Genomic DNA, 20873 nt, shown 5'->3' on the forward strand with positions numbered 1-20873 from the left:
TTGGGCCGCCTCTCTGCCCTTTAGCCTATTCCTCCACCCGCCTTACCTCCAAGCCCCGAAGCCGGTTCACCGCCGCCCCCAGCTCTAGAGGGCGCACCTCCGCCACCTCGGGGGCCTCTTCCAGGGAGAAAAAGTCCTCTACCCCTCCCAGTACCCCCTCCACCAGCTTCCGCAAGGGCGTCTTGCCGTCCGCCTGCCGCCAAAGCCGCTGGAACCATGCCCCCAAAGCCCGCACCTGGGCGTTTTCAAAAAGGTCCAGGGCGGACAGGTCCACCACCTCCTCCCCGTAAACCAGCTCCCTGAGGCCCCGACCCTTCACCCGGGCCTTCCTGCCCCGCCTGGGATCAAAGCTTTCGGGCAAGGGAGCCCGGGAAGCCACGGCAAGGGGATACCGAGGCTCGCCGAAAGCCCGCCCCGTGGGATGGGCTTGGGCAATGGCCTGGGCCTCAAGGGTGGCCTCCCTCGGCCGGTACTCCTCCAGAAGCAAGACCGTGTCCGCCAGGTCCAGGTAATCCCCCACCCCACCCACCACCAGGATCAGGCTCACCCCTTTGGCCTTCAAATCCCGCACCCGGTCCAAGAGGGGGGTGAGGGTTTCCCGCCTCACCAGGGCCTGCATGCGGGCATCGCGCACCAGGAGGTTGGTGGCGGAGGTGTCCTCGTCCAGGAGAAGCACCTGGGCACCCAGCTCCAGGGCCTCCAGGATGGCGGCGGCCAGGCTGGTGGAGCCCGAGGCATCCTCCGTGGAGAAGAAGGAGGTATCCTGGCCTAGGGGAAGGTCGTGGACGAAGGGCCTTAGGTCCACACCCTTCACGCTTCGGCCGTCTTCCGACTGGACCCGATGCGCCAGGGCATGGGTCACCACCCATTCCCGCCCATCTCCCGGGATATGGGGATACACCCCGTGCACCAGGGCCTCGAGGAGGGTGGTCTTCCCATGGAAGCCTCCGCCGGTGATGAGGGTGAGCCCTTGGGGAAGCCCCATGCCCAAGACCTCCCCCGCGTGGGGTACCCGAAAGGAAACCCGCAAGGAAGGGGGGCTTTGGAAGGGGACCGCACCCCTTAAGGGTCTTTGGCTCACCCCGCTTTCCCGGGGGAGGACAGCCCCATCCCCCACGAAGGCCACCAGGCCCCTTTGGGAAAGGTTTTCCTGAATGTGGGCGAAGTCCTCGGCCTGGTGGACGTGGGCAAGAAGCCCCCTCCCGTCCAGCTCCCCCAAGAAAGCCGAGAGGTGCTCTATGAGCGCCCGGAAAAGCCTCGCCGCCTCCTTGCCCAGAATCCTTCGGCCCGAGGCAGGAAGCCCCACCCGGAAACGCAGATAAAGCGCCTCCTGGCCAAGATGGGCCCCAGCCCGCCGCAACACCTTGGGGCTTTCCACCTCCACCAAGACCCTCCCCGAGTGCCCGCTCCCTCCGAGAAAGGGCAGGTGGCGGAACCGGGCCTTGAGGGCCCTCAGAAGGAAGTCCTCCACCGCCACGCGGCCCGTAGGGTGGCGGTAAACCCGAAGTTTCTCCACCGCCTTGGCCGGATAGCGCACCTCCAAAACGCTTGGGATGGCGAAGGGATCCCCCTGCACGTGGACAAAGCGAAGGTCAAACCCCTCACCCCTCCAGGTTCCCTTTAGATCCTTGTAAAAAGGGTAAGGCCTCCCCTCGAGGGAGGCCAGGAAAGGGAAAAGCTCCTCCAGCCGCCGCACCCTTCCAGGTTAGCCCAAAGCCTCCACCTCCACCTGCCTGAGGGCACGGGAAAGGCGCTCCACACCTTCCAAGAACTCCTCCTCCTTTATGGTGAGGGGTGGGGCCACCACCAGGATGTTGTGCTTGGCCAGGAGATAAACCCCCTCCTGCCACAAGGCCTTTTGCAGGGCCTGCATGGCCGGGCTAAAGGGAGCGTGCCAAGGGGAAAGGGGTTCTTTAGTATCCCGGTCCCGGACCAGCTCCACGGCGTAAAAGGCCCCGAGCCCCCGGACATCCCCCACCACGGGATGCCGGTCCTGTAGGGTCTTAAGGCTTTCCCGGAAGAAATCCTCCATGGCCAAAACCCGCTCAAAGAGACCTTCCTCCCGGTAGGCCTCGAGGGCGGCCAGCCCCGCCGCCACCGCCAAGGGATGCCCGGCGTAGGTATGCCCGGTGGGCAAGGGATTCTCGTCAAAGTAGCGGGCCAGGGTCTCCCGCAGGAGCACCCCTCCTAAGGGCACGTAAGCGGAGGTGACCCCCTTGGCGAAGGTGATGAGGTCGGGCGCCACGCCAAACCTTAGGGCGGCAAAGGCTGCCCCAAGACGCCCAAAACCGGTCATCACCTCGTCAAAGACCAGAAGGATGCCATGCCGGTCGCATAGGGCCCGCACCCCCTCGAGGTACCCTTCCGGGTAGACGATGACCCCATTGGAGCCCACCACGGGCTCTAAGAAGATGGCCGCCACCCGCTTGGGATCCTCGTGGAGGAGAATCCTCTCCAGATGGTCCAGGGCCCGGGCGGTTTCCTCCTTGAGGTCTTCCGTGTAAAAAGGGCTCCGGTAGGGATAGGGGGCGAAGAAGTGGACCACCCCGGGGACGGTGCCTGGCTCCGCTGGCCAGCGGCGGTTCTCCCCGGTAAGGCTGGCGGAGGCGTGGGTGGCCCCGTGGAAGGACCGGTAGGCGGCAAGGACCTTGAAGCGGCCCGTAAGGTGGCGCACGAACTTCAGGGCGTCCTCGTTGGCCTCGGTGCCCGAGGGGGTGAAGAAGACCCTGGCCCCTTCGGGCCAGGGGGAGAGGTCGGACAAGGCCTTGGCGAGAAGGGCCCGCTTATCGTGGAAAAGGCTAGGGGCCGCATAGGCCAAGGTGGCCGCCTGCTCGGCAATGGCCCGCACCAGCCTAGGGTGGCCATGGCCCAGGTTCAAGGCCACCAGGCCGCTGGAAAGGTCCAGGTAACGCCGCCCCTCCTCGTCGTACAGCCAGACTCCCTCACCCCGCACCACCAAGGGGGAGTTAAGGGGAGCCTGGGCCACCCAGGGGGTAAGGACGTGCTTCTTGTGGAGGGCTTTTAGGCTCATTTCCCCCTGAGTATACCCTGCTCCCTTATAAGCCCGAGGACAGCTCAGGGAGGCTTGCAGGTATACCGATAATGGTTTATCATTACTTCATGCTACGGCTAGCCCTGCTGCTCCTCCTCCTTTCCCCCGCCTGGGCCCAGGTGCAGGTGGCGGCCACCACCCCCATCCTGGCTGACCTGGTGTCCCAGGTGGGGGGGAACCGGGTCAAGGTAGAAAGCGTGGTCCCCCCGGGGGCCGACCCCCACACCTTCGAGCCCACCCCCAACACCGCCAAAAACCTGGCCCGAAGCCGCCTCCTCTTCGCCAATGGTCTGGGCCTCGAGGCCTTCTTACCCAAGCTGCAACGCCTCCTCCCCCAAGGCGCCCGGGTGGTGAAGCTGGCGGAAGGGCAACCCGGCCTTATCTGCCAGGAGGAACATCCAGAGGAAGGGCCGGGGGAACGGGAGCACGCCCACGGCCCCTGCAACCCCCACCTGTGGCTGGACCCCACCTACGCCCTGCGCTATGCCGAGCGCATCACCCAAGAACTCGCCCAGGTGGACCCCCAGGGAAAGGCCATCTACCAGGCCAACCTAAAGCGCTTTAGGGCGGAGGTGGAAAAGCGCGATAAGGCCTTCCAAGCCTGCAACCTAAAGGGCCTCAAGGTGGTCACCCAGCACGATGCCTTCGCCTACTTTGCCCGTCGGTACGGCCTGCGGGTGGTGGGGAGCCTCACCGCCTCGGGGGTGCAGGAGGCGGGAAGCCGGACCTTCCTCACCCTCCTGGAGCGAGCGCGCCGGGAGGGGGTAAAGCTGCTCCTGGCCGAACCCCAGTTCCAAGGAACCGCCCTCAAGGCCCTGGCTGAGGCCCTGGGAGCCCGCATCGCGGTGCTCTACACCGACACCCTGGACCAAAAGGTACCCACCTACCTGGCCCTTTTGGACCACAACCTCAAGGCCCTGTGCCCATAATGGAGGCATGGGGTTTAAGGAAGTCTTCGGTGCCCTGCCCGAGGCCAGCGCCCAGGCCCCTGGGCGGGTGAACCTCTTAGGGGAACACACCGACTACCAGGAGGGCTACGTCCTTCCCACCCCCCTCCCCTACTTCACCCAGGTGGAGGCGGCCAAGGCTGAGGGCCGGGTGGAGGCCTACAGCGAGGAGCTCAAGGAGCTCAGGGCCCGGCCTTTGGAAAGCCCGGCCCAAGGGGACTTTCTGGACTACCTCCTGGGGGTAGTCTGGGCCCTGAGGGAGGCGGGGTACGAGGTTCCTGGGGCTCGCTTTTATGTGCGGAGCAGGGTACCCATGGGGGCGGGGCTTTCCAGCTCGGCGGCCCTCGAGGTGGCGGCGCTAAAGGCCCTGCGCCTCCTCTACCGCCTGCCCCTTTCCGACAAGGAGGTCGCCCTTTTGGGCCAGAAGGCGGAGGTGGAGTACGTGGGGGTGCGCTGCGGCCTCATGGACCAGATGGCCGCAAGCCTGGGGGAGGTGGGCAAGGCCCTTTTCCTGGACACCCGCACCCTGGACCACGAAAACCTTCCTCTACCCCCAGGGGTGCGGGTGGCGGTTTTGGACCTGGGGTTAAAGCGGCGCCTAGCGGAGGCGGGGTACAACGAGAGGCGCCTCGAGGCGGAGGAGGCGGCGCGGAGGCTAGGGGTGCACTCCCTTAGGGACGTGGCCGACCTCTGCCTGGTGGAAAGCCTGCCCTCCCCCCTGGACAAGAGGGCGCGGCACATCGTGGGGGAAAATCTGAGGGTGCTCCGAGGGGTGGAGGCCTTGCGCAAGGGGGACCCCCAGGCCTTCGGCGAGCTCATGGTGCAAAGCCACCGCTCCCTCTCCCGGGACTACGAGGTGAGCCTCCCGGAACTGGACACCCTGGTGGAGGAGGCCTTGAGGGCCGGGGCCTACGGGGCCAAGCTCACGGGGGCAGGGTTCGGCGGGGCGGTGGTGGCCCTGGTGCCCGAAGACCGCATGGAAGGTTTCCAAAAGCACCTCCTCTCCCGTTTTCCCCATCTCCGCATCCTTTGACTGACCTAACCCCCTCGGCCAGGTAAGCTAAGGGCATGGAAAAGCCAAGCCTCCTCCCCCTCCTGGACGCCCGCCTTCCCCTAAGCGAGGAGAAGGTGGCCGAGGCCGCCCGGCTTGCCGGGGTACCCCTGGCCCAGGCCTGGGGGGTGGTGCGCTACTACCCCCGGTACCGGGGCTTGCCCCAGGGGAGGCTTTTGGTGGACGATCCCGTGGCCCGGGCCCGGGGATTCGCCCGCCTCCTAGAGGGAGCCGACGGAACCCATCCTCCCTTGGGCCTCGAGGCCCTCTCCCCCATCCACGTGCGGGTGGAGGGGGAAGAACGCTATGTGGAATGGGAGGGCCGGCTCATCCCCTTTAAGGAGTTCCGCCTTCCCTTCGCCCTGGGACAGGGAAACCGGCTCCTTCCCCCCGAACCCATCCTGGAACTTGACCAGTATGAAGCGCTGGGAGGGTCGGTGTTCTTGCGGAGGGCCTTGAAAAACCTCCTAGCCCCGGAAGCCATCCTCCAGGCTGTGGAGGAGGCCGGGCTTTTGGGCCGGGGAGGAGCCGCCTTTCCCGCCCACATCAAGATGCGGGCCGTGGCCCGGGGGGAACCCCCCAGGTATCTGGTGGTGAACGCCGACGAATCGGAACCGGGCAACTTCAAGGACCGCTTCCTCCTGGAGCACCATCCCTTCCTGGTCCTGGAGGGAGCGCTTTTGGCCGCCCTGGCCGTGGGGGCAAGCCAGGTTTTCCTCTACGTGCGGGATGAGTTCGAAGCCGCCATCCTGGGCCTGGAAAATGCCATCCGCCAACTTGGGGAAGCTGGCCTCCTTCCCGTTCCCACCGAGGTCTTCCCAAGCGGGGGCCTCTACATCTGCGGCGAGGAAACCGCCCTTCTGGAGTCCATAGAGGGCAAAAGGGCCGAGCCCCGCTTAAAGCCCCCTTTTCCCGTGGAAAAAGGCCTGTGGGGAAGGCCCACCCTGGTGCAAAACGTGGAAACCCTGGCCAACCTGCCCCTGATCCTGAGGGAGGGCCCGGGGACCTGGCGTCAAACGGAGCCCAAACTCTTCTCCGTCACCGGGGACGTGGCCAGGCCAGGGCTTTACGAGCTTCCCCTGGGAACATCCTTGGAAGACGCCTTACAGAGGGCTCAAGGTGAACCGGAGGCTTTGAAGGCCGTACTCCTGGGCGGAGCCGCCGGGGTGTTTACCCGCGATTTCACCTTCCCTTTGCGCTACAAGGGTAGGCTCCCCTTGGGAGCCGGCGCCATCGTGGCCTTCGGAAAGGAGGTGGACCTATGGGAAGTCCTTTTGGGCCTGGCCGAGTTTTTCCGGGAGGAGTCCTGCGGGGAGTGCTTCCCCTGTCCTTTGGGCACGGCGGTACAGGTGGAGATGGTGAGGCGGCGGGAGAGGAACCCGGACCTGGTTCACTCCCTGGGGCAAACCCTCAAGGGAAGCCTGTGCGGACTGGGCCAGTCCGCCTACTGGGCCTACCAAAGCCTGTTGGAGGTGGAAGGTGCGGCTTAAGGTGAACGGACAAGAGGTGGAGGTCCAGGAGGGAACCCTCCTCCTGGAGATCACGGATCCTCCCCACCTGTGCTACCATCCCCACACGGAAACCCGGGGGCTTTGCCGCCTCTGCCTGGTGGAGGTGAATGGCCGCCTGCTTCCCGCCTGCGCCACCCAGGCCCAGGAGGGCATGGAGGTGCGAACGGACACGGAAGACCTCCGCACCTTGCGCAAAACCCTTTTGGAGTGGCTGGCCCTTTTCACCGACCTCAGCCTGGCCCCGGGGCTCCAAGGGCTTCTCGAGGCCTACGGAGCCCACCCTGGGCGCTGGGGACGGGTGCCCGAAACCCGGAAGGAACGGGAGCCCATCCGGGACAATCCCTTCTTCCTTAGGGACTACGCCAAGTGCATAAACTGCCGCCGCTGCGTGGACGCCTGCGGGGAGGGGATCATGGGGGTTTGGGCCCTGACCTTGGAGGGAAGGGGCCTTCTGGCCCACCCCACCACCCCCCTGGACCGGCCCCTTCCCGAAACCCCTTGCGTCTTCTGCGGCAACTGCATCCAGGTTTGCCCCACGGGGGCCCTAAGGCCCCTGAGCATGGAGGTGTAGGATGCGCACCACGTGCCCTTACTGCGGTGTGGGTTGCCAGGTGGAGCCCGAGATCCAAGGAGGCCGCATCCTCCGGGTGCTGGCCCCGGACATCCCCCCCAACCACGGGGCTCTCTGCGTGAAAGGCCGCTTCGGCCTGGACTTCCCCTTCTCGGGAAAGCGCCTCCTCTACCCCATGGTGCGGGAAGACCGTCGCCAAGCCTTCCGCCGGGTTAGCTGGGACGAGGCCCTGGATTATACGGCAAGCCAGCTTCTCGCCGTGCTGAAAAGGCGAGGACCCGAGGCCATCGCCATCTTCCCCTCCGCCAAGACCACCAACGAGGAGGTCTATCTTACGCAGAAACTGGCCCGCGCTCTCCTCTCCACCAACCACGTGGACCACTGCTCCAGGCTTTGCCACTCCTCCTCCACCGTGGCCCTTTCCCGTTCCCTGGGCGGGGCCAGCATGACCAATCCCATAGAGGACATCTGGAAAACCGATCTCTTCCTGGTGGTGGGCTCCAACACCACGGAAACCCACCCCGTGATTGGGGCCATGATCAAGAAGAGGGTGCGGCAGGGAGCAGGGCTCATCGTGGTGGACCCCCGTTACACCGGCATGGCCGAGGCCGCCACCCTGTGGCTACGGGTACGCCCGGGTACCGACCTCTTCCTCCTGAACGCCATGGCCCGGCACATCCTCGAGGAAGGCCTTTGGGACCAAGGATACGTGGAGGAGCGCACCGAGGGCTTCGCCGAGTGGCGGGCCTCCTTGGAGCCCTACACCCTGGAGGAAGCCGAGCGCATCACCTCTGTGGAAAAGGAAAAAATCGCTCTGGCCGCCCGGCTTTACGCCACCACGAAGAGGGCGGGGGCTTACTGGGCCATGGGGGTCACCCAGCACACCAAGGGCACCGCCACCGCCCAGGCCCTGGTGAACCTGGCCCTTCTCACGGGCAAGGTGGGCAAGGAAGGAGCGGGCCTCAACCCCTTACGGGGGCAGAACAACGTGCAAGGGGCGGGGGATATGGGGGCCCTGCCCGATGTCTTCCCCGGGTACCTGAAGGTGTCGGACCAAGCGGCCAGGAAACGTTTTGAAGCCCTCTGGGGGGTGGAATTGAACCCCGAGCCGGGCCTGCGCATGACCGAGGTCTTCGAGGGGATCCCCAAGGTGGAGGCCATCTACCTCATCGGGGAGGACCCCGTGACCAGCGAACCTTACCAGGACCACCTGAAGGCCAAGCTGAAAGCCCTCCCCTTCCTTGTGGTGCAGGACATCCTGGAAAACGAAACCACCCCCTTCGCCCACGTGGTCCTGCCGGCGGCCAGTTTCCTGGAAAAGGACGGAACCTTCACCAACACCGACCGCAGGGTTCAGAGGATTCGGAAGCTCCTGGACCCACCGGGAGAGGCCCGGCCCGATTGGTGGATCGTCCAGGAGCTGGGCAAGCGCCTGGCCCGGGCCTTGGGCCGTCCCTGGGCCCTCTATCCTGGCCCCGAGGCCATCTGGGAGGAGGTCCGCCGGGCCATTCCGGAGATGATGGGCGGGATCACCTACCGCCGCCTGGAAGGCGAGGGCGTTCGCTGGCCCTGCCCCCACGAGGACCATCCCGGCGAGGCGGTGCTCTTCCGAGAGCGCTTCAACACCCCCTCGGGGAAGGCCCGCTTCTTCCCCGTGCACTTCACCCCCCCGGCGGAAACCCCCTCCGAGGAGTACCCCTTTACCCTCTCCACCGGCCGGGTCCTCTTCCACTGGCACGGGGGTACTCTAAGCCGCAACAGCCAACTCAAGGAAGCCTACCCCGAACTCAAGGTGGAGGTGAACCCCAAGGACGCCCAAAGGCTTGGCATAGGCGACGGGGAGGTGATCCAGGTGGTGAGCCGTCGGGGGCGCATCCAGGCCCGGGCCTGGGTCACGGAGCGCACCCCTGAAGGGGTGGTCTATGCCCCCTTCCACTTCGCCGAGGCCCCAGCCAACCGCCTCACCCTGAATGCCCTGGATCCCTTCAGCCGCATTCCTGAGTACAAGGTGAGCGCAGTGCGACTGGAGAAGCTGGACTGAGAACCTCCCTAAGCTTTCTTAAGCGGTGGGGAAGGCGAAGCTTTCGTAGCCCAGCTCGGCCACGGAGAACCAGCGGTACTGTTCGTTGCGGAAGGCCCAGTAAGCGGAGTACACCTTGCGGTAGGTGGCGTCCTTGGCCGCCTGCTCCTCATAGAGGGCCTGGGCCTCCTCGAGGGCTTTCTTCATGATCTCCCCCGGCCAGCGGCGCAGGCGCACCCCCGCCTTAAGGAGGCGGTTCAAAGCCGGAGGGTTCTCAGCGTCGTACTTGGCCATCATGGTGAGGTTGACCTCGGCGGCGGCCACCTGGAAAGCCTCCTGGAACTCCTTGGGAAGCCGCTGCCACTCCCTTTGGGCCACCAGGAAGGAAAGCTGGGCGCTGGGTTCCCAGAAGGAAGGGTAGTAGTAGTAGCGGGCCACCTTATAAAAGCCCAGCTTCTCGTCGTCGTAGGGGCCGGAGAACTCGGTGGCGTCTATGGTGCCCCGCTCCAGGGCCGGGTAGATATCCCCAGCGGCCAGGGTCTGCGGCACCACCCCAAGCCGCCCCATGACCATGCCCCCAAGGCCGGGGATGCGCATGCGGATCCCTTTGAGGTCGGACAGGCCGCGGATTTCCTTGCGAAACCAGCCCCCCATCTGGGTCCCGGTGTTGCCCCCGGGGAACTGCACCACGCCGAAGTCCGCATAGACCTGGCGGAGGAGCTCCAAGCCCCCGCCGTGGATCATCCAAGCGTTGTGCTGGCGGTAGGTCATGCCAAAGGGGACGCCGCCATCGAAGGCCAGGGCCGGGTTTTTACCCACGTAGAAGGGCCCATAGGTGTGCCCCGCCTCCACCGTGCCCTGTTGCACCGCGTCCAGCACTTGGCCGCCCGGGACGATCTCCCCTGCCTGGTAGGCGCGGATCTGGAAGCGGCCCCCGGTGAGCTCCGCCACCCTCTTGGCCAGATCCTCCGCACCGCCATAGAGGGTATCCAGGCTCTTGGGGTAGCTGGAAACGAGCCGCCAGCGCACCTGCGGGGCGGCCTGGGCAAAGGCCTTATAGGAAAGGCTTGCCGCTAAACCCACCCCCACCCCTTTGAGAAACTGCCTCCGCCTCATACCTGCCTCCTTTGCGCGTATAAGTATACACCACCCCGGGCCACCCCCAACCCCGCTAACCCTCGCCCCCGGCCAAGAGGCGGTCCACCTGGGCCAACAGGGTCTGGGCCTCAAAGGGTTTCCCCAGAAAGGCCTGGGCCCCCGCCTCGAGGGCCTCCCGCCGGCTTTTCTCGGAAACGCTGGCGGAAAGGGCCAGGATGGGGGTAAAGAGGCCCAAGGCCCGCATCTTTTGGATCACCTCGAGGCCCGATACCCCGGGCATCACCAGGTCGCAGACCACAAGGTCATAGGGCTCGGAAAGCTTCTCCAGGGCCGCACCCCCAGAAGGGGCCCAGTCCACCCGGTGCCCGGCCCGCTCCAGGATGCGGCGCACCAGGTGGGCCACCAAGGGTTCGTCCTCAACCAGAAGGATGCGGGCCATATACGGGTAGGATAACCCTGAAAAGGCTTCCCTTGCCCTCCTCGCTTTCCACCTCTATCCGGCCCCCATGGGCCTCCACGATGTGCTTGGAAATGAAAAGGCCAAGCCCCGTGCCTGAAATCCCCCGGGTCTCTGCGCTCTTGGCCCGGGCGTAGCGTTGGAAGAGCTTCGGGAGCTCCTCCTTGGGGATGCCGGGGCCCGTGTCCTCCACCTCCAGGACCACCTTGTCCCCTTCTTGCCGGGCCCGAAGGAAAACCCGCCCGCCCTGTGGGGTGAACTTGAAGGCGTTGGAAAGAAGGTTCCCCATCACCTGAACCACCCGGTCGGGGTCCGCCTCCAGAAGGGGAAGCTCCTCCAAAGCCACCTGGAACTCCACCCCGGAAAGCCGGGCCACGCCCTGGAAGCTCCTGGCCAGGTCCTGAAGAAGGGGCTTTAGGTCCACGGGTCTTTTGCTTACCTCAAAGCGGCCGGCCTCGAGGCGGCTGGTGTCCAGGAGGTTATCCACCATGGTCTTGAGCCGGAAGGCGCTTTCCAGGATGAGGTCCACCGACTCCTGGGCCGAGGGGGAAAGCCCCTCTTCCCGCAGAAGCTCGGCCAGGCCCATGATCACCGCCAAAGGAGTGCGGAGTTCGTGGCTTACGGCAGCGATGAACTCCCCCTTAAGCCGCTCGGCCTCCAGCCTGGGCCTGAGGTCGTGCAGGTCCACCACCACCCCTTGCACCCGCGGGTCAGCCAGAAGGTTCCGCCCCCAGGCCTCCACGGGAATCGGGGTACCGTCCGCGTGAAGGACCCGGAACTCCCCGGCGCGCACCTCCCCTGGGTGGCTCAAAAGCTCGCGGAATAGGGTCTCCGCCAGGAACCGATCCTCCGGGTGGACGAAGTCCAAGGCCCTCAAAGGGGCCTTCTTGTACCCCTCCGGGTCATAGCCCAGCACCGGGCGCACGCTGGCGCTCACATAGCGGATTACGCCTTCCCCGTCCAGCACGTACACCACGTCCTGGGAGTGCTCCAAAAGAGCCTTAAGCCGCTCCTCCTCGGCCTCCACCAGTTCCAAGAAGCGGGCCTTTTCCAACACCAGGGCCAACAAGGTACCCACCTGAACCAGGCGGGAGAGGAGCCTTTCGGAAAAGCGCCTCTCCCGCCGAAAGCCCAAGAGGAGCCCACCCCGGAACCCCCCCGCCCGGAAGGGAACCACCAAGGCGCTCTTAAGGCCCAGCATCCGCGCGACCCCACAGTCCTGGGCCTCCAGTACCTCTACCCCCAGGGGCCCTCCCTCCATCAAGGCCTTTTCCAAAAGGTTGGGCCGGGGTAGGGATTCGGGCAAGGAGCAGGTGCTGTAAAGCACCCGCTGGCTACCCCCTTCTTCCGCCAAAAGCAGCCCCTCGTCGGCGACGAAGAGGGCCTGCAAGCGCTTGACGATGGCCCCGGTCAAGGGGGCCAACCCCCGTTGTTGCAAGGCCTCCTTGGCCAGGTCCACCAAGGTCTGGGTGAAGGCCACCTGCTCCCTCAGGGCCCGCTCCATGCGGGTGCGCTCGGTGATGTCGTGGAGGACCAAAACCCGCATCTCCCCCACCAGCTTTCCCCGGACGCTATACGTGGCCCCACCCAGGCTGAACTCCAACCTTCCCCCCTCCAAGGCAGGCTCCAGGGCTGCGGGAAGGTCCTCGAGGGACACCGCAGAGCCCACGGAAAGCGCCTGGCGGGCCTTCCCGTTGGCAAAGCCCTCGGAACCGAAAAGAACCACCACCCCGTCGGGAAGCTCCTCCAGCACCTGGAAAAGCCGCCTCCGCTCCGCAGCCAAGGCCAGGGAAAGCTCCTTCTTTTCCCGGTAGAGCTGGGCATTCCTGAGGGCCACCCCCGCCACGCCCGTGAGGAGCTCCACGTAGCGCACCTCCGCCTCGCTTATCCCTGGCCCTTCGGGGCCGTGGTCCACCGCCACCACCCCCAAGGCCTCCCCCTCAGCCAGAATGGGAACAAAGGCGATAGCTGGACCCATCTCCTGGGCCACATGCGGGGGCAGGCTCTCCTTCTCCACCACCAAGGTCCTCCGTTCCCGCACCGCCTTGGCCAGGGGATCCGGGGAAGAAGCCAGGGGCAAGCGGATGCGGCTGATACCCTCCGTCCAGTACACGTCTTTTCCCCGCACGGTGAGGTAGCCCTCCAGGTAATCCTCACCCCCCTCCCCCTTCACCAGGGCCACGGTCACCCGGAAGAAACCGAAGCGCTCCGAAAGGGCCTCGGCAAGGGTTTCCAGCACGGCAGCGGGTTCTAAGGCCTTAACCACTTCCCGGGCCAAGGCGCTCACGTGGGAAAGAGCCTCAGCGTGGCGGGAAAGCTCGGCCAAAGCCCGGTTGCGCTCCGAAAGGAGCTCGCCGTTTTTCAAAGCCAGGGCCGTGAGCTGGGCCAGAAGGGGCAGAAGAGGCCTCAGGGTCTGGGGGACTCCCTCCAGGCTCAACACCCCCTTGGGCGAAAAGTAAGCACAGCTGGGACAGACCAGGAAGCGGGTCTCCCGGGTGGCCCGGGGGCGGACCATACAGCGAGCCTCGGGATCGGCCCAGCAGTAGGAGGCCTCCTCTCCCACCACCGGCAAAAGCCATTCCTCTCCCCGCCGCACGGGACCCTCGGCGAAAAAGGCCTCCTGCACATACCCTTTTGCGTATAGGGGAAGGGCGATGGCGGAAACCGTGTAGTGGCGGCCCCGGCCCGAGGCCACCTCTCCCACCAGCTCCCGGGTTTCCCGGTGGTAGAGAAAAAGGGCTGCCCGCTCCACTCCTTCCTCCGTGGCCACCTCGAGGAGGTTGCGAAGTATTTGCACAGGCTCCAGGTCTCTTAATAAGGCCCGCTGAAAACGCCCGAGGATCTCCCATTGGCCCGAGGTTCTCATCTGCCTCCAATGGTAGCATGGGAGCGGGGTTGCAAGGGGGTGGGCGAAATCTTAGACTGGGTCAAAGAGTGGGCCCTAGGCCCCACCCCTGGCAGGCCGCCAAGGAGGAGGTTATGCCCATAGACTTCAGCCTCACCGAGGAACAACGTCAGCTCCAGGCCCTGGCCCGGCGCTTCGCCAAGGAGGTCATCCTCCCCGTGGCCCAGGAGTACGACGAGAAGGAAGAGGTGCCCTGGCCGGTCATAGAAAAGCTCCACGAGGTCGGCCTCCTGAACGCCATCATCCCCGAGGCGTACGGGGGGATGGGTCTCAAGATGCTGGACGAGGTCATCGTGGGGGAAGAGCTGGCCTACGCCTGCATGGGCATCTACACCATCCCCATGGCCAGCGACCTGGGGATCACCCCCGTGCTTTTGGCCGGGAACGAGGAGCAAAAGCGCCGCTTCCTCAAACCCCTCACGGAAAAGCCCGCCCTGGCGGCCTTCGCCCTCAGCGAGCCCGGAAATGGCTCCGACGCCGCTGCCCTCAAGACCCGGGCGGTGCGCCAGGGGGATTACTACATCCTCAACGGTACCAAGATGTGGATCTCCAACGGGGGCGAGGCCGAGTGGGTGGTGGTCTTCGCCACCTTGAACCCCGAGCTACGCCACAAGGGGGTGGTGGCCCTGGTGGTGGAAAAGGGCACCCCGGGCTTCAGCGCCGTGAAGATCCACGGCAAGATGGGGCAAAGGGCCTCGGGAACCTGCGAGCTCGTATTTGAGGACGTCAAGGTACCCGTGCAAAACCGCCTGGGGGAGGAAGGGGAGGGGTTCAAGATCGCCATGAACACCCTCAACAAAACCCGCATCCCCGTGGCGGCGGGAAGTGTGGGAGTGGCGCGAAGGGCCCTGGACGAGGCCAGAAAGTACGCTAAGGAACGGGAAGCCTTCGGGAAGCCCATCGCGGACTTCCAGGCCATCCAGTTCAAGCTGGCGGACATGATGATCGGCATAGAAACCGCCCGCACGTACACCTACTATGCCGCCTGGCTCGCCGATCAGGGCCTGCCCCACGCCCACGCCAGCGCCATCGCCAAGGCCTATGCCTCGGAGATGGCCTTTGAAGCCGCCAACCAGGCCATCCAGATCCACGGGGGCTACGGGTACGTGCGGGAGTTCCCGGTGGAGAAGCTCTTGAGGGACGTGAAGCTCAACCAGATCTACGAGGGCACCAACGAGATCCAAAGGCTCATCATCGCCAGGCATCTCCTGGCGGAATAGGAGGTAAGGGATGAAGTTCGTGGCGGTCATCAGACAGGTACCGGACGGGGAAAGCAGGCTGAGGATCCAGGGGGATCGGGTGGACCTTTCCGGGGCCACCCTGATCCTGGACCAGATGGACGAGTACGGGGTGGAGGAAGCCCTTCGCCTAAAGGAGAAGCATGGGGGCGAGGCCATCGTGGTGGGCTTCGGCCCCGAGCGCACCGAGGAGGCCATCCGCACCGCCTTGGCCATGGGGATGGACCGGGGCATCCACGTGGTTTACGAGGGGTACGCCGATCCCGTGACCGTGGCCGAGGCTCTGGCCCCCATCCTGAAGGAGGAATCCCCTACCCTCATCCTCACGGGCGGGCAACAGGCCGACTGGGATAGCCAGGCCCTGGGCGGGGCTTTGGCGGAAGCCCTGGACGTGCCGGTGGTGGCCTGGACCACGGCCCTCGAGCTGGAAGGGGAAACCGCCAGGGCCAAGCACGACCTGGACGAGGGAGCGGAGTGGGTACGGGTACGGCTTCCTGCGGTCTTCACCACCCAACAAGGCCTGAACGAACCCCGCTACCCCACCCTGCCCGGCATCATGAAGGCCAAGAAGAAGGAAATCAAAAAGGTGGCCTTTCAAGGGGCAAGCCGGGTGGAAATCCTCCAGGAGAGCATCCAGGAGAAGACCCGGCTTCAGAAGATTCTGGACGGCAAGGACCCCGTGGCGGCGGCCGAGGAGCTGGTGCGGCTTCTGCACGAGGAAGCCAAGGTGATCTGAGGAGGCATCCATGATCCTGGTGGTTCTGGACCATGATGGAAACAAGCTGAGGAAGGCGAGCCTCGAGGCCCTGACCCGGGCCCGGAAGCTGGCCGAGGCCTTGGGAGAAGGGGTGGCCGGGGTGCTTTTGGCGGAGGGCCAAGCCCCCGTGGAAGAGGCCCGAGGCTACGTGGAAACCCTTTACGTGGCGGAGCTCGGTCCCTACACCGCCGAGAAGTGGGCGGCGGGAATCCTGGAAGCCGCCAAGGCTGGGGTAAAGGCCATTGTTGCCCCATCTTCCCGGCAAAGCCGCACCTACATGGGCCGGGTAGCCTATGCCCTAAAGGCCGGGCTCCTGGAGGACACCCTGGAGTCTTGGGCGGAGGGAAGCGAGGTCTACGCCACCCGCTACGCCTACCTAAACCGGGTGACGCAGAAGGTGAAAAGCGCTCCCCCGGTGGTCCTCACGGTGAAGCCCAACACCACTCCCCTGGCGGAACCCCTGGGCCAGGTGGGCCAGGTGGTGGCGCTTCCCATCCCCCCGGTTTCCAGCGTGGAGGTGCTGGAAAGGGTGCAGGAGGAGAAAAAGGGTGTTTCCCTCACCGAGGCGGATGTGGTGGTCACGGGAGGCCGGGGCATGGGTGGCTCCGAGGCTTTCAAGCAAGTAGAGGAGCTTGCCGCCCTCCTGGGCGGGGCTGTGGGAGCGACCCGGGCGGTGGTGGATGCCGGCTGGCGTCCCTATAGCGAACAGGTGGGCCAGACGGGGAAAACCGTGCAACCCTCCCTGTACATTGCCCTGGGAGTTTCCGGGGCGGTCCAGCACCTGGCGGGGATGAACAAGAGCAAGTACATCGTGGCGGTGAACAAGGACCCCGAGGCTCCCATCTTCAAGCACGCCGACTACGGCATCGTGGGGGATGTGCACCAGGTGCTTCCCGCTTTAATCCAAGCGGTGAAGAAGCTAAAAGACTAGGCCCCAGCCGGCAGAAAGGGGGCGGGCAGGGAAATCCCTGCCCGCTCGGAGTTAGAGTCCATTCCTACTCTTTCTTGGGCGGAGCTCCTTCGTTCTCCATACGGGAGGCCTCGAGGTTCTCTTGGGATGGGGACCCCTGTCCCTCGCCCCTCTCCTTTCCTCGGCTACCCCGAAGAAGCTGCAAGAGGAAGAAAAGGAGCACCGCCGCCACCACCACGCCCACCGCATAGGGCCAGGCAGGGGCGCTTGGGGCCTTTGGCACTTCAGGGAGGGAAAGGGGTGGGGACGGAGCCTTGAAGACCTCCTCCTCCAGCTTCCCCACCCGATCCCCCAAGGCCTTCAAGGCTTGCTCCTGGGCCTGCACCTGGGCTTCCAAGGCGGCCACCTGGCCCTCGAGGGCCCGGAGGCGGGCATAGCCCTGGTAGCCTGCCCAGACCACAAGGAGCGCCACTACCAGCAACAGGACTAGGCTTAACCAGCGCTTCATTCCTCTCACCTCCTCTACCGGGCCCCTTGCCGTGGAAGCAAACCCGGCTTCTTAGTATATCATGCGGCCAGTATGGCCGATAACGCCAAGCTTATCCTGGATGAGCTACTGGCTGAGCTGGAGGAAAGGCGGAAAAAGGTCCTCCTTGGCGGGGGAGAGGAACGCATCCGCAAGCAGCACCAGCAAGGGAAACTCACCGCCCGGGAGCGAATAGAATACCTTTTGGACCCGGGAAGCTTTGTGGAACTCATGCCCTTCGCTGAGCACCTGGAAACCGGCCTCATGGAGGGGGTTGAGGCTGCGGCGGACGGGGTGGTGACCGGCTACGGCACCATCGGAGGGCGCCTGGTCTTCGTCTTCAGCCAGGACTTCACCGTTTTAGGAGGCTCCCTGGGGAAGATGCACGGGCGCAAGATCGCAAGCCTCATGGACCTGGCGGCCAAGGTGGGGGCTCCCATCATCGGCCTCAATGATTCCGCCGGGGCCCGCATCCAGGAGGGGGTGGATAGCCTCTCCGGGTACGGGGAGGTCTTCTACCGCAACGCCATCTACTCCGGAGTGGTGCCCCAGATCTCCGCCATCCTGGGCCCCTGCGCCGGGGGAGCGGTCTACAGCCCCGCCATGACCGACTTCATCCTCATGAGCCGCGGTACCAGTTACATGTTCATCACCGGCCCCGAGGTGATCCGGAGTGTGACCCGGGAGGAGGTGAGCTTTGAGGAGCTGGGCGGGGCGGACGTGCACATGGAAAAAAGCGGGGTGGCCCACCTCGAGGGGCAAAACGACCAGGAAGTCCTGGACCTCATCAAGAAGCTCCTCTCCTACCTCCCGCAAAACAGCCGGGAAAAGCCCCCGGTGGTGGAACCCAAGGACGACCCCCACCGCCCCACCCCGGAGCTTCTGGACATCGTTCACCCGGACGCCCGGAGGCCCTACAACATGCACCAGGTGATCCGGACCCTCCTGGACGAGGGGGAGTTCTTGGAGATCCAGCCCGGCTTCGCCCGGAACATCATCGTGGGCCTGGGGCGGCTCGGGGGCCACCCCGTGGGGGTCATCGCCAACAACCCCCGCTTCATGGCCGGGGCCCTGGACATCAACGCCTCCGACAAGGCCGCCCGCTTCATCCGCACCATGGACGCCTTCAACATCCCCCTCCTTACCCTGGTGGACGTGACGGGCTTTCTGCCCGGGGTGGCCCAGGAGCACGGGGGCATCATCCGCCACGGGGCCAAGATGCTTTTCGCCTACGCCGAGGCCACGGTGCCCAAGATCACCCTCATCGCCCGCAAGGCCTACGGGGGGGCCTACCTGGCCATGAACTCCAAGGACATGGGGGCGGATGTGGTGCTGGCCTGGCCCACGGCGGCGGTGGCGGTGATGGGGGCGGAAGGGGCCGCCAACATCATCTACCGCAAGGAGATCCAGTCCTCCCCCAACCCCAAGGAAACCCGCCGCCGCAAGATTGAGGAGTACAAGAAGGCTTTTGACAACCCCTGGGTGGCGGCAGCCCGGGGCTACATCGACGATGTCATCGACCCCACCCACACCCGGCGCCTCCTCTACCAGCACCTGCGGATGCTCTGGGACAAAAAGGAGGAACGGCCCTTCAAAAAGCACGACAACATCCCCCTCTGAAACCCAAGGGCGCCGGGGTCGGCCCAAAGTCTTAGGACTTTGGGCCGTTTTCGTGGGGCAGCGGCTGGTCTAGCCTGGACATGAACGGGAGGTGAAGCAGAAATGAAAACCTATGGAAAGGCGCTTATCGGCGGGCTAACCCTCCTCTTCCTCGCTGCCTGCTCCGGGCCGCAGGGGGAGGTGGGGCCGCAGGAGATCGTGGTGACGGAAGGGATCCCTGCCCCTAGCGCCAAGGGGGTGGTGGTCCGGCCCCAGGGGAACCTCGAGGGCCAGCTGGCTTCCTTGGTGGGTTCCCAAACCACCCCCCTGGCGGTGGACGGGTGCGCCCACGGGGCCCCCAGCACGGTGCAGGTGGGCTACACCATCAAGACGCCGCCCGGACAGGCCTACCCCGCCTCCTTCAAGGTCTACACCACCTGGACTTACGAGGCCGGGTCGTGGGTGGGGTCGGACGAAACCACCGTAACCTTCCAGAGCGCCAGCGACCAGCCTAGGTCGGTGACGCTCACCGTGCGGAACGGGGGTGCCCCGGCTACGGGCACCAGCGCCTTCAAGGTGGAACCCCGTGACCCACAACCCAACACAGGATCAGGAAAGCTCCAGACCCCCCCCGGGCAATCCGAGGTAACCGTGTACGTGGCCTTCACCTCCTGCCCTGGCGCCGAACCCCCGCCCCCTCCCCCCAACACACCCCCCACCCTCGCCGTGCCCAACTTCGTCCTGGCCGAGGCCACCAGCCCCGCGGGGGCCCAGGTGAGCTTCCTGGTCACGGCCACGGACCAAGAGGATGGGGACCTCACGGGGAGCGTGGTCTGCACCTCAGCAAGCGGTACCCTCTTCCCCATCGGCGAAACCACGGTGACCTGTTCCGTGACCGACTCCGGGGGGCTTTCCGCCAGCGCGAGCTTCCCCGTGTACGTGGAGGACTCCACCCCGCCCGTCTTCTCTGGCCTGCCGAGTGGTACCGTGACCCGGGTCGCCCAGAACCTCCAGGGGTGGCTCCTTAGCCTTGCCGACCTCGGCATCTCCGCCAGCGACCCCAACGGGGTGTCGGAGCCCGTAACCGTGACCTGCGCCCCTGCGGAAGGGAGCTACATTCCCATCGGGGCCACCCAGACCGTGGTCTGCACCGCCCGGGACAGCGCCACCTACCGCGCCCCGGTGAGCCCTGCCCCCCCTACCCCCAACGAGAGCCAGGCCAGCTTCCAGGTCTTCGTGACCCTGAACGTGAACCCTGCAGGCTTCCTACCCCCCTTGCGCATGGCGGTCCCCTACAGCGCCCACAAGCGGGGCTCCACCATCCCCCACAAGTTCTACCCGCCCACCTACGCCGATGGCACCCCCGCCACGGATCTGGCCGACGGCCTGCGCCTCGTCCTCCGCTACACCGGCAGCTGCAACTCCACAAGCGGGGAGGCAATCGAGGGCAACGACTACCCCACCGGCTCCACCGCCTGGCGCTACGACCCCGACAGCGGCCAGTACGTCTTCAACCTGAAGACCCAGGCCGGCTGGAGCCTGGGCTGCTACCGCACCACGGTCTCCTACGCGGGCATCCCCTTGGCGGAGACCCATTTCAGCCTCATCCGCTAGGGCTAAACCAAGGTTTGGGTAAACTGGGGTCAGGCCATGGTGAAGGTCTGGCTCCAGTTTCCCATCTTCACCGAGCAGGAAGCCTTGGCGGAAGCCCTGAGGGCCCGGGGCTTCGAGGTGGTGGAGCATCCCCTCCTGGCCCAGGTGGGCCTGGTGGAGGCCGACCGGGAGGTCCCTGCCCCCCCGCCCGTCCCCGCGGTGGTCCTCTTAAAGACCCGGGAACAGTCGGCCCAAGCCCTGAAGAAGGGGTACAGGGGCTACCTCTACCCGGACCAGGGCCTCGAGGTCCTGGAAAGGGCCCTCAAGGCCGTGGCCCAGGGGGAGGTCTGGGCGGAAAGGCGGGTGGTGGCCGCCTTGGTGGGGGAGCCCCTTCCCCACCTCACCCAGCGGGAGAAGGAGGTGGCTGCCCTGGCCGCCCTCGGCCTCAGCAACGAGGAGATCGCCAAGGAGCTCGGCATCTCCGTGAAGACGGTGAAGGCCCACCTCTCCGTTGTCTTTCAGAAGCTTGGGGTAAAGAAGCGGAGCCAGCTAGCCCACGTGCGCTTCCTGAGCTGATCTATCCCGCTAAAGGCCTAGGCCTCCTGGTGCAAAAGCCTTAAGACTTTCGGCTTAAAAAG

Annotated in this window: 17 protein-coding genes; 11 read left to right on the forward strand and 6 right to left on the reverse strand. The window is 65.5% G+C overall.

Features of this window, described 5'->3' with window-relative positions; all coding sequences use genetic code 11:
• Nucleotides 1-25: 25 nt before the first annotated feature.
• Complete coding sequence (locus tag EBI04_RS03135) at nucleotides 26-1696, reverse strand: ABC-ATPase domain-containing protein (protein WP_135255998.1); 1671 nt, start codon at nucleotides 1694-1696, stop codon at nucleotides 26-28.
• Between the two features lie 9 nt (nucleotides 1697-1705).
• A complete protein-coding gene (locus EBI04_RS03140) occupies nucleotides 1706-3031 on the reverse strand; it encodes an aminotransferase class III-fold pyridoxal phosphate-dependent enzyme (RefSeq protein WP_135255999.1) in 1326 nt (441 codons plus the stop codon).
• A gap of 89 nt (nucleotides 3032-3120) precedes the next feature.
• Between EBI04_RS03140 and EBI04_RS03145 the strand changes: the two genes are divergently transcribed.
• The 5 genes from EBI04_RS03145 to fdhF are packed head-to-tail and all read left to right on the forward strand — an operon-like array spanning nucleotide 3121 to nucleotide 9173.
• Nucleotides 3121-3981, forward strand: coding sequence for a metal ABC transporter substrate-binding protein (locus tag EBI04_RS03145; RefSeq protein WP_135256000.1), 861 nt, complete (start codon nucleotides 3121-3123; stop codon nucleotides 3979-3981).
• Between the two features lie 7 nt (nucleotides 3982-3988).
• Complete coding sequence (galK, locus tag EBI04_RS03150; protein WP_135256001.1) at nucleotides 3989-5032, forward strand: galactokinase; 1044 nt, start codon at nucleotides 3989-3991, stop codon at nucleotides 5030-5032.
• Between the two features lie 35 nt (nucleotides 5033-5067).
• Complete coding sequence (locus EBI04_RS03155) at nucleotides 5068-6540, forward strand: NADH-ubiquinone oxidoreductase-F iron-sulfur binding region domain-containing protein (protein WP_135256002.1); 1473 nt, start codon at nucleotides 5068-5070, stop codon at nucleotides 6538-6540.
• Entirely contained in the window at nucleotides 6530-7132 is a 603-nt protein-coding gene (locus EBI04_RS03160; RefSeq protein WP_135256003.1) for a 2Fe-2S iron-sulfur cluster-binding protein, read from the forward strand. The genes EBI04_RS03155 and EBI04_RS03160 overlap by 11 nt, the downstream gene beginning before the upstream one ends.
• Nucleotide 7133: 1 nt before the next feature.
• Nucleotides 7134-9173 carry a formate dehydrogenase subunit alpha gene (gene fdhF, locus EBI04_RS03165; protein ID WP_135256004.1) on the forward strand — a complete coding sequence of 680 codons (2040 nt, stop codon included), beginning with the start codon at nucleotides 7134-7136 and terminating at the stop codon, nucleotides 9171-9173.
• Between the two features lie 18 nt (nucleotides 9174-9191).
• On the opposite strand, the gene EBI04_RS03170 is transcribed toward fdhF, so the two are convergent.
• Genes EBI04_RS03170 through EBI04_RS03180 form a run of 3 tightly spaced genes read right to left on the reverse strand, consistent with a single transcriptional unit; the run spans nucleotide 9192 to nucleotide 13573 of the window.
• Nucleotides 9192-10268, reverse strand: coding sequence for a TRAP transporter substrate-binding protein (locus EBI04_RS03170; protein WP_135256005.1), 1077 nt, complete (start codon nucleotides 10266-10268; stop codon nucleotides 9192-9194).
• Between the two features lie 55 nt (nucleotides 10269-10323).
• A complete protein-coding gene (locus EBI04_RS03175) occupies nucleotides 10324-10689 on the reverse strand; it encodes a response regulator transcription factor (protein ID WP_135256006.1) in 366 nt (121 codons plus the stop codon).
• Nucleotides 10667-13573, reverse strand: coding sequence for an ATP-binding protein (locus tag EBI04_RS03180; RefSeq protein ID WP_135256007.1), 2907 nt, complete (start codon nucleotides 13571-13573; stop codon nucleotides 10667-10669). The genes EBI04_RS03175 and EBI04_RS03180 overlap by 23 nt, the downstream gene beginning before the upstream one ends.
• Nucleotides 13574-13686: 113 nt before the next feature.
• Here EBI04_RS03180 and EBI04_RS03185 point away from each other — a divergent pair, with 113 nt between their 5' ends.
• Genes EBI04_RS03185 through EBI04_RS03195 form a run of 3 tightly spaced genes read left to right on the forward strand, consistent with a single transcriptional unit; the run spans nucleotide 13687 to nucleotide 16538 of the window.
• On the forward strand, nucleotides 13687-14832 hold the full coding sequence (locus EBI04_RS03185; protein ID WP_135257853.1) for an acyl-CoA dehydrogenase family protein: 1146 nt from the start codon (nucleotides 13687-13689) through the stop codon (nucleotides 14830-14832).
• 10 nt (nucleotides 14833-14842) lie between these two features.
• Nucleotides 14843-15586 carry an electron transfer flavoprotein subunit beta/FixA family protein gene (locus tag EBI04_RS03190; RefSeq protein WP_135256008.1) on the forward strand — a complete coding sequence of 248 codons (744 nt, stop codon included), beginning with the start codon at nucleotides 14843-14845 and terminating at the stop codon, nucleotides 15584-15586.
• 10 nt (nucleotides 15587-15596) lie between these two features.
• Nucleotides 15597-16538, forward strand: a complete 942-nt coding sequence (locus EBI04_RS03195) for an electron transfer flavoprotein subunit alpha/FixB family protein (RefSeq protein WP_135256009.1) — start codon at nucleotides 15597-15599, stop codon at nucleotides 16536-16538.
• Nucleotides 16539-16602: 64 nt separating this feature from the next.
• Here EBI04_RS03195 and EBI04_RS03200 read toward each other — a convergent pair whose 3' ends face one another.
• Complete coding sequence (locus EBI04_RS03200; protein WP_135256010.1) at nucleotides 16603-17025, reverse strand: hypothetical protein; 423 nt, start codon at nucleotides 17023-17025, stop codon at nucleotides 16603-16605.
• A gap of 72 nt (nucleotides 17026-17097) precedes the next feature.
• Between EBI04_RS03200 and EBI04_RS03205 the strand changes: the two genes are divergently transcribed.
• The 3 genes from EBI04_RS03205 to EBI04_RS13740 all read left to right on the forward strand — a co-directional run bounded on the left by EBI04_RS03205 (nucleotide 17098) and on the right by EBI04_RS13740 (nucleotide 20811).
• Nucleotides 17098-18663 carry an acyl-CoA carboxylase subunit beta gene (locus EBI04_RS03205; RefSeq protein WP_135256011.1) on the forward strand — a complete coding sequence of 522 codons (1566 nt, stop codon included), beginning with the start codon at nucleotides 17098-17100 and terminating at the stop codon, nucleotides 18661-18663.
• A gap of 102 nt (nucleotides 18664-18765) precedes the next feature.
• Nucleotides 18766-20256: a PxKF domain-containing protein gene (locus EBI04_RS03210; RefSeq protein ID WP_135256012.1), complete on the forward strand. Its 1491-nt coding sequence runs from the start codon at nucleotides 18766-18768 to the stop codon at nucleotides 20254-20256.
• Nucleotides 20257-20292: 36 nt separating this feature from the next.
• Complete coding sequence (locus EBI04_RS13740) at nucleotides 20293-20811, forward strand: helix-turn-helix transcriptional regulator (protein ID WP_135256013.1); 519 nt, start codon at nucleotides 20293-20295, stop codon at nucleotides 20809-20811.
• The last annotated feature ends 62 nt before the right edge of the window (nucleotides 20812-20873 follow it).

The organism is Thermus caldilimi (assembly GCF_004684245.1).
In the GTDB taxonomy this organism is placed as follows: domain Bacteria; phylum Deinococcota; class Deinococci; order Deinococcales; family Thermaceae; genus Thermus; species Thermus caldilimi.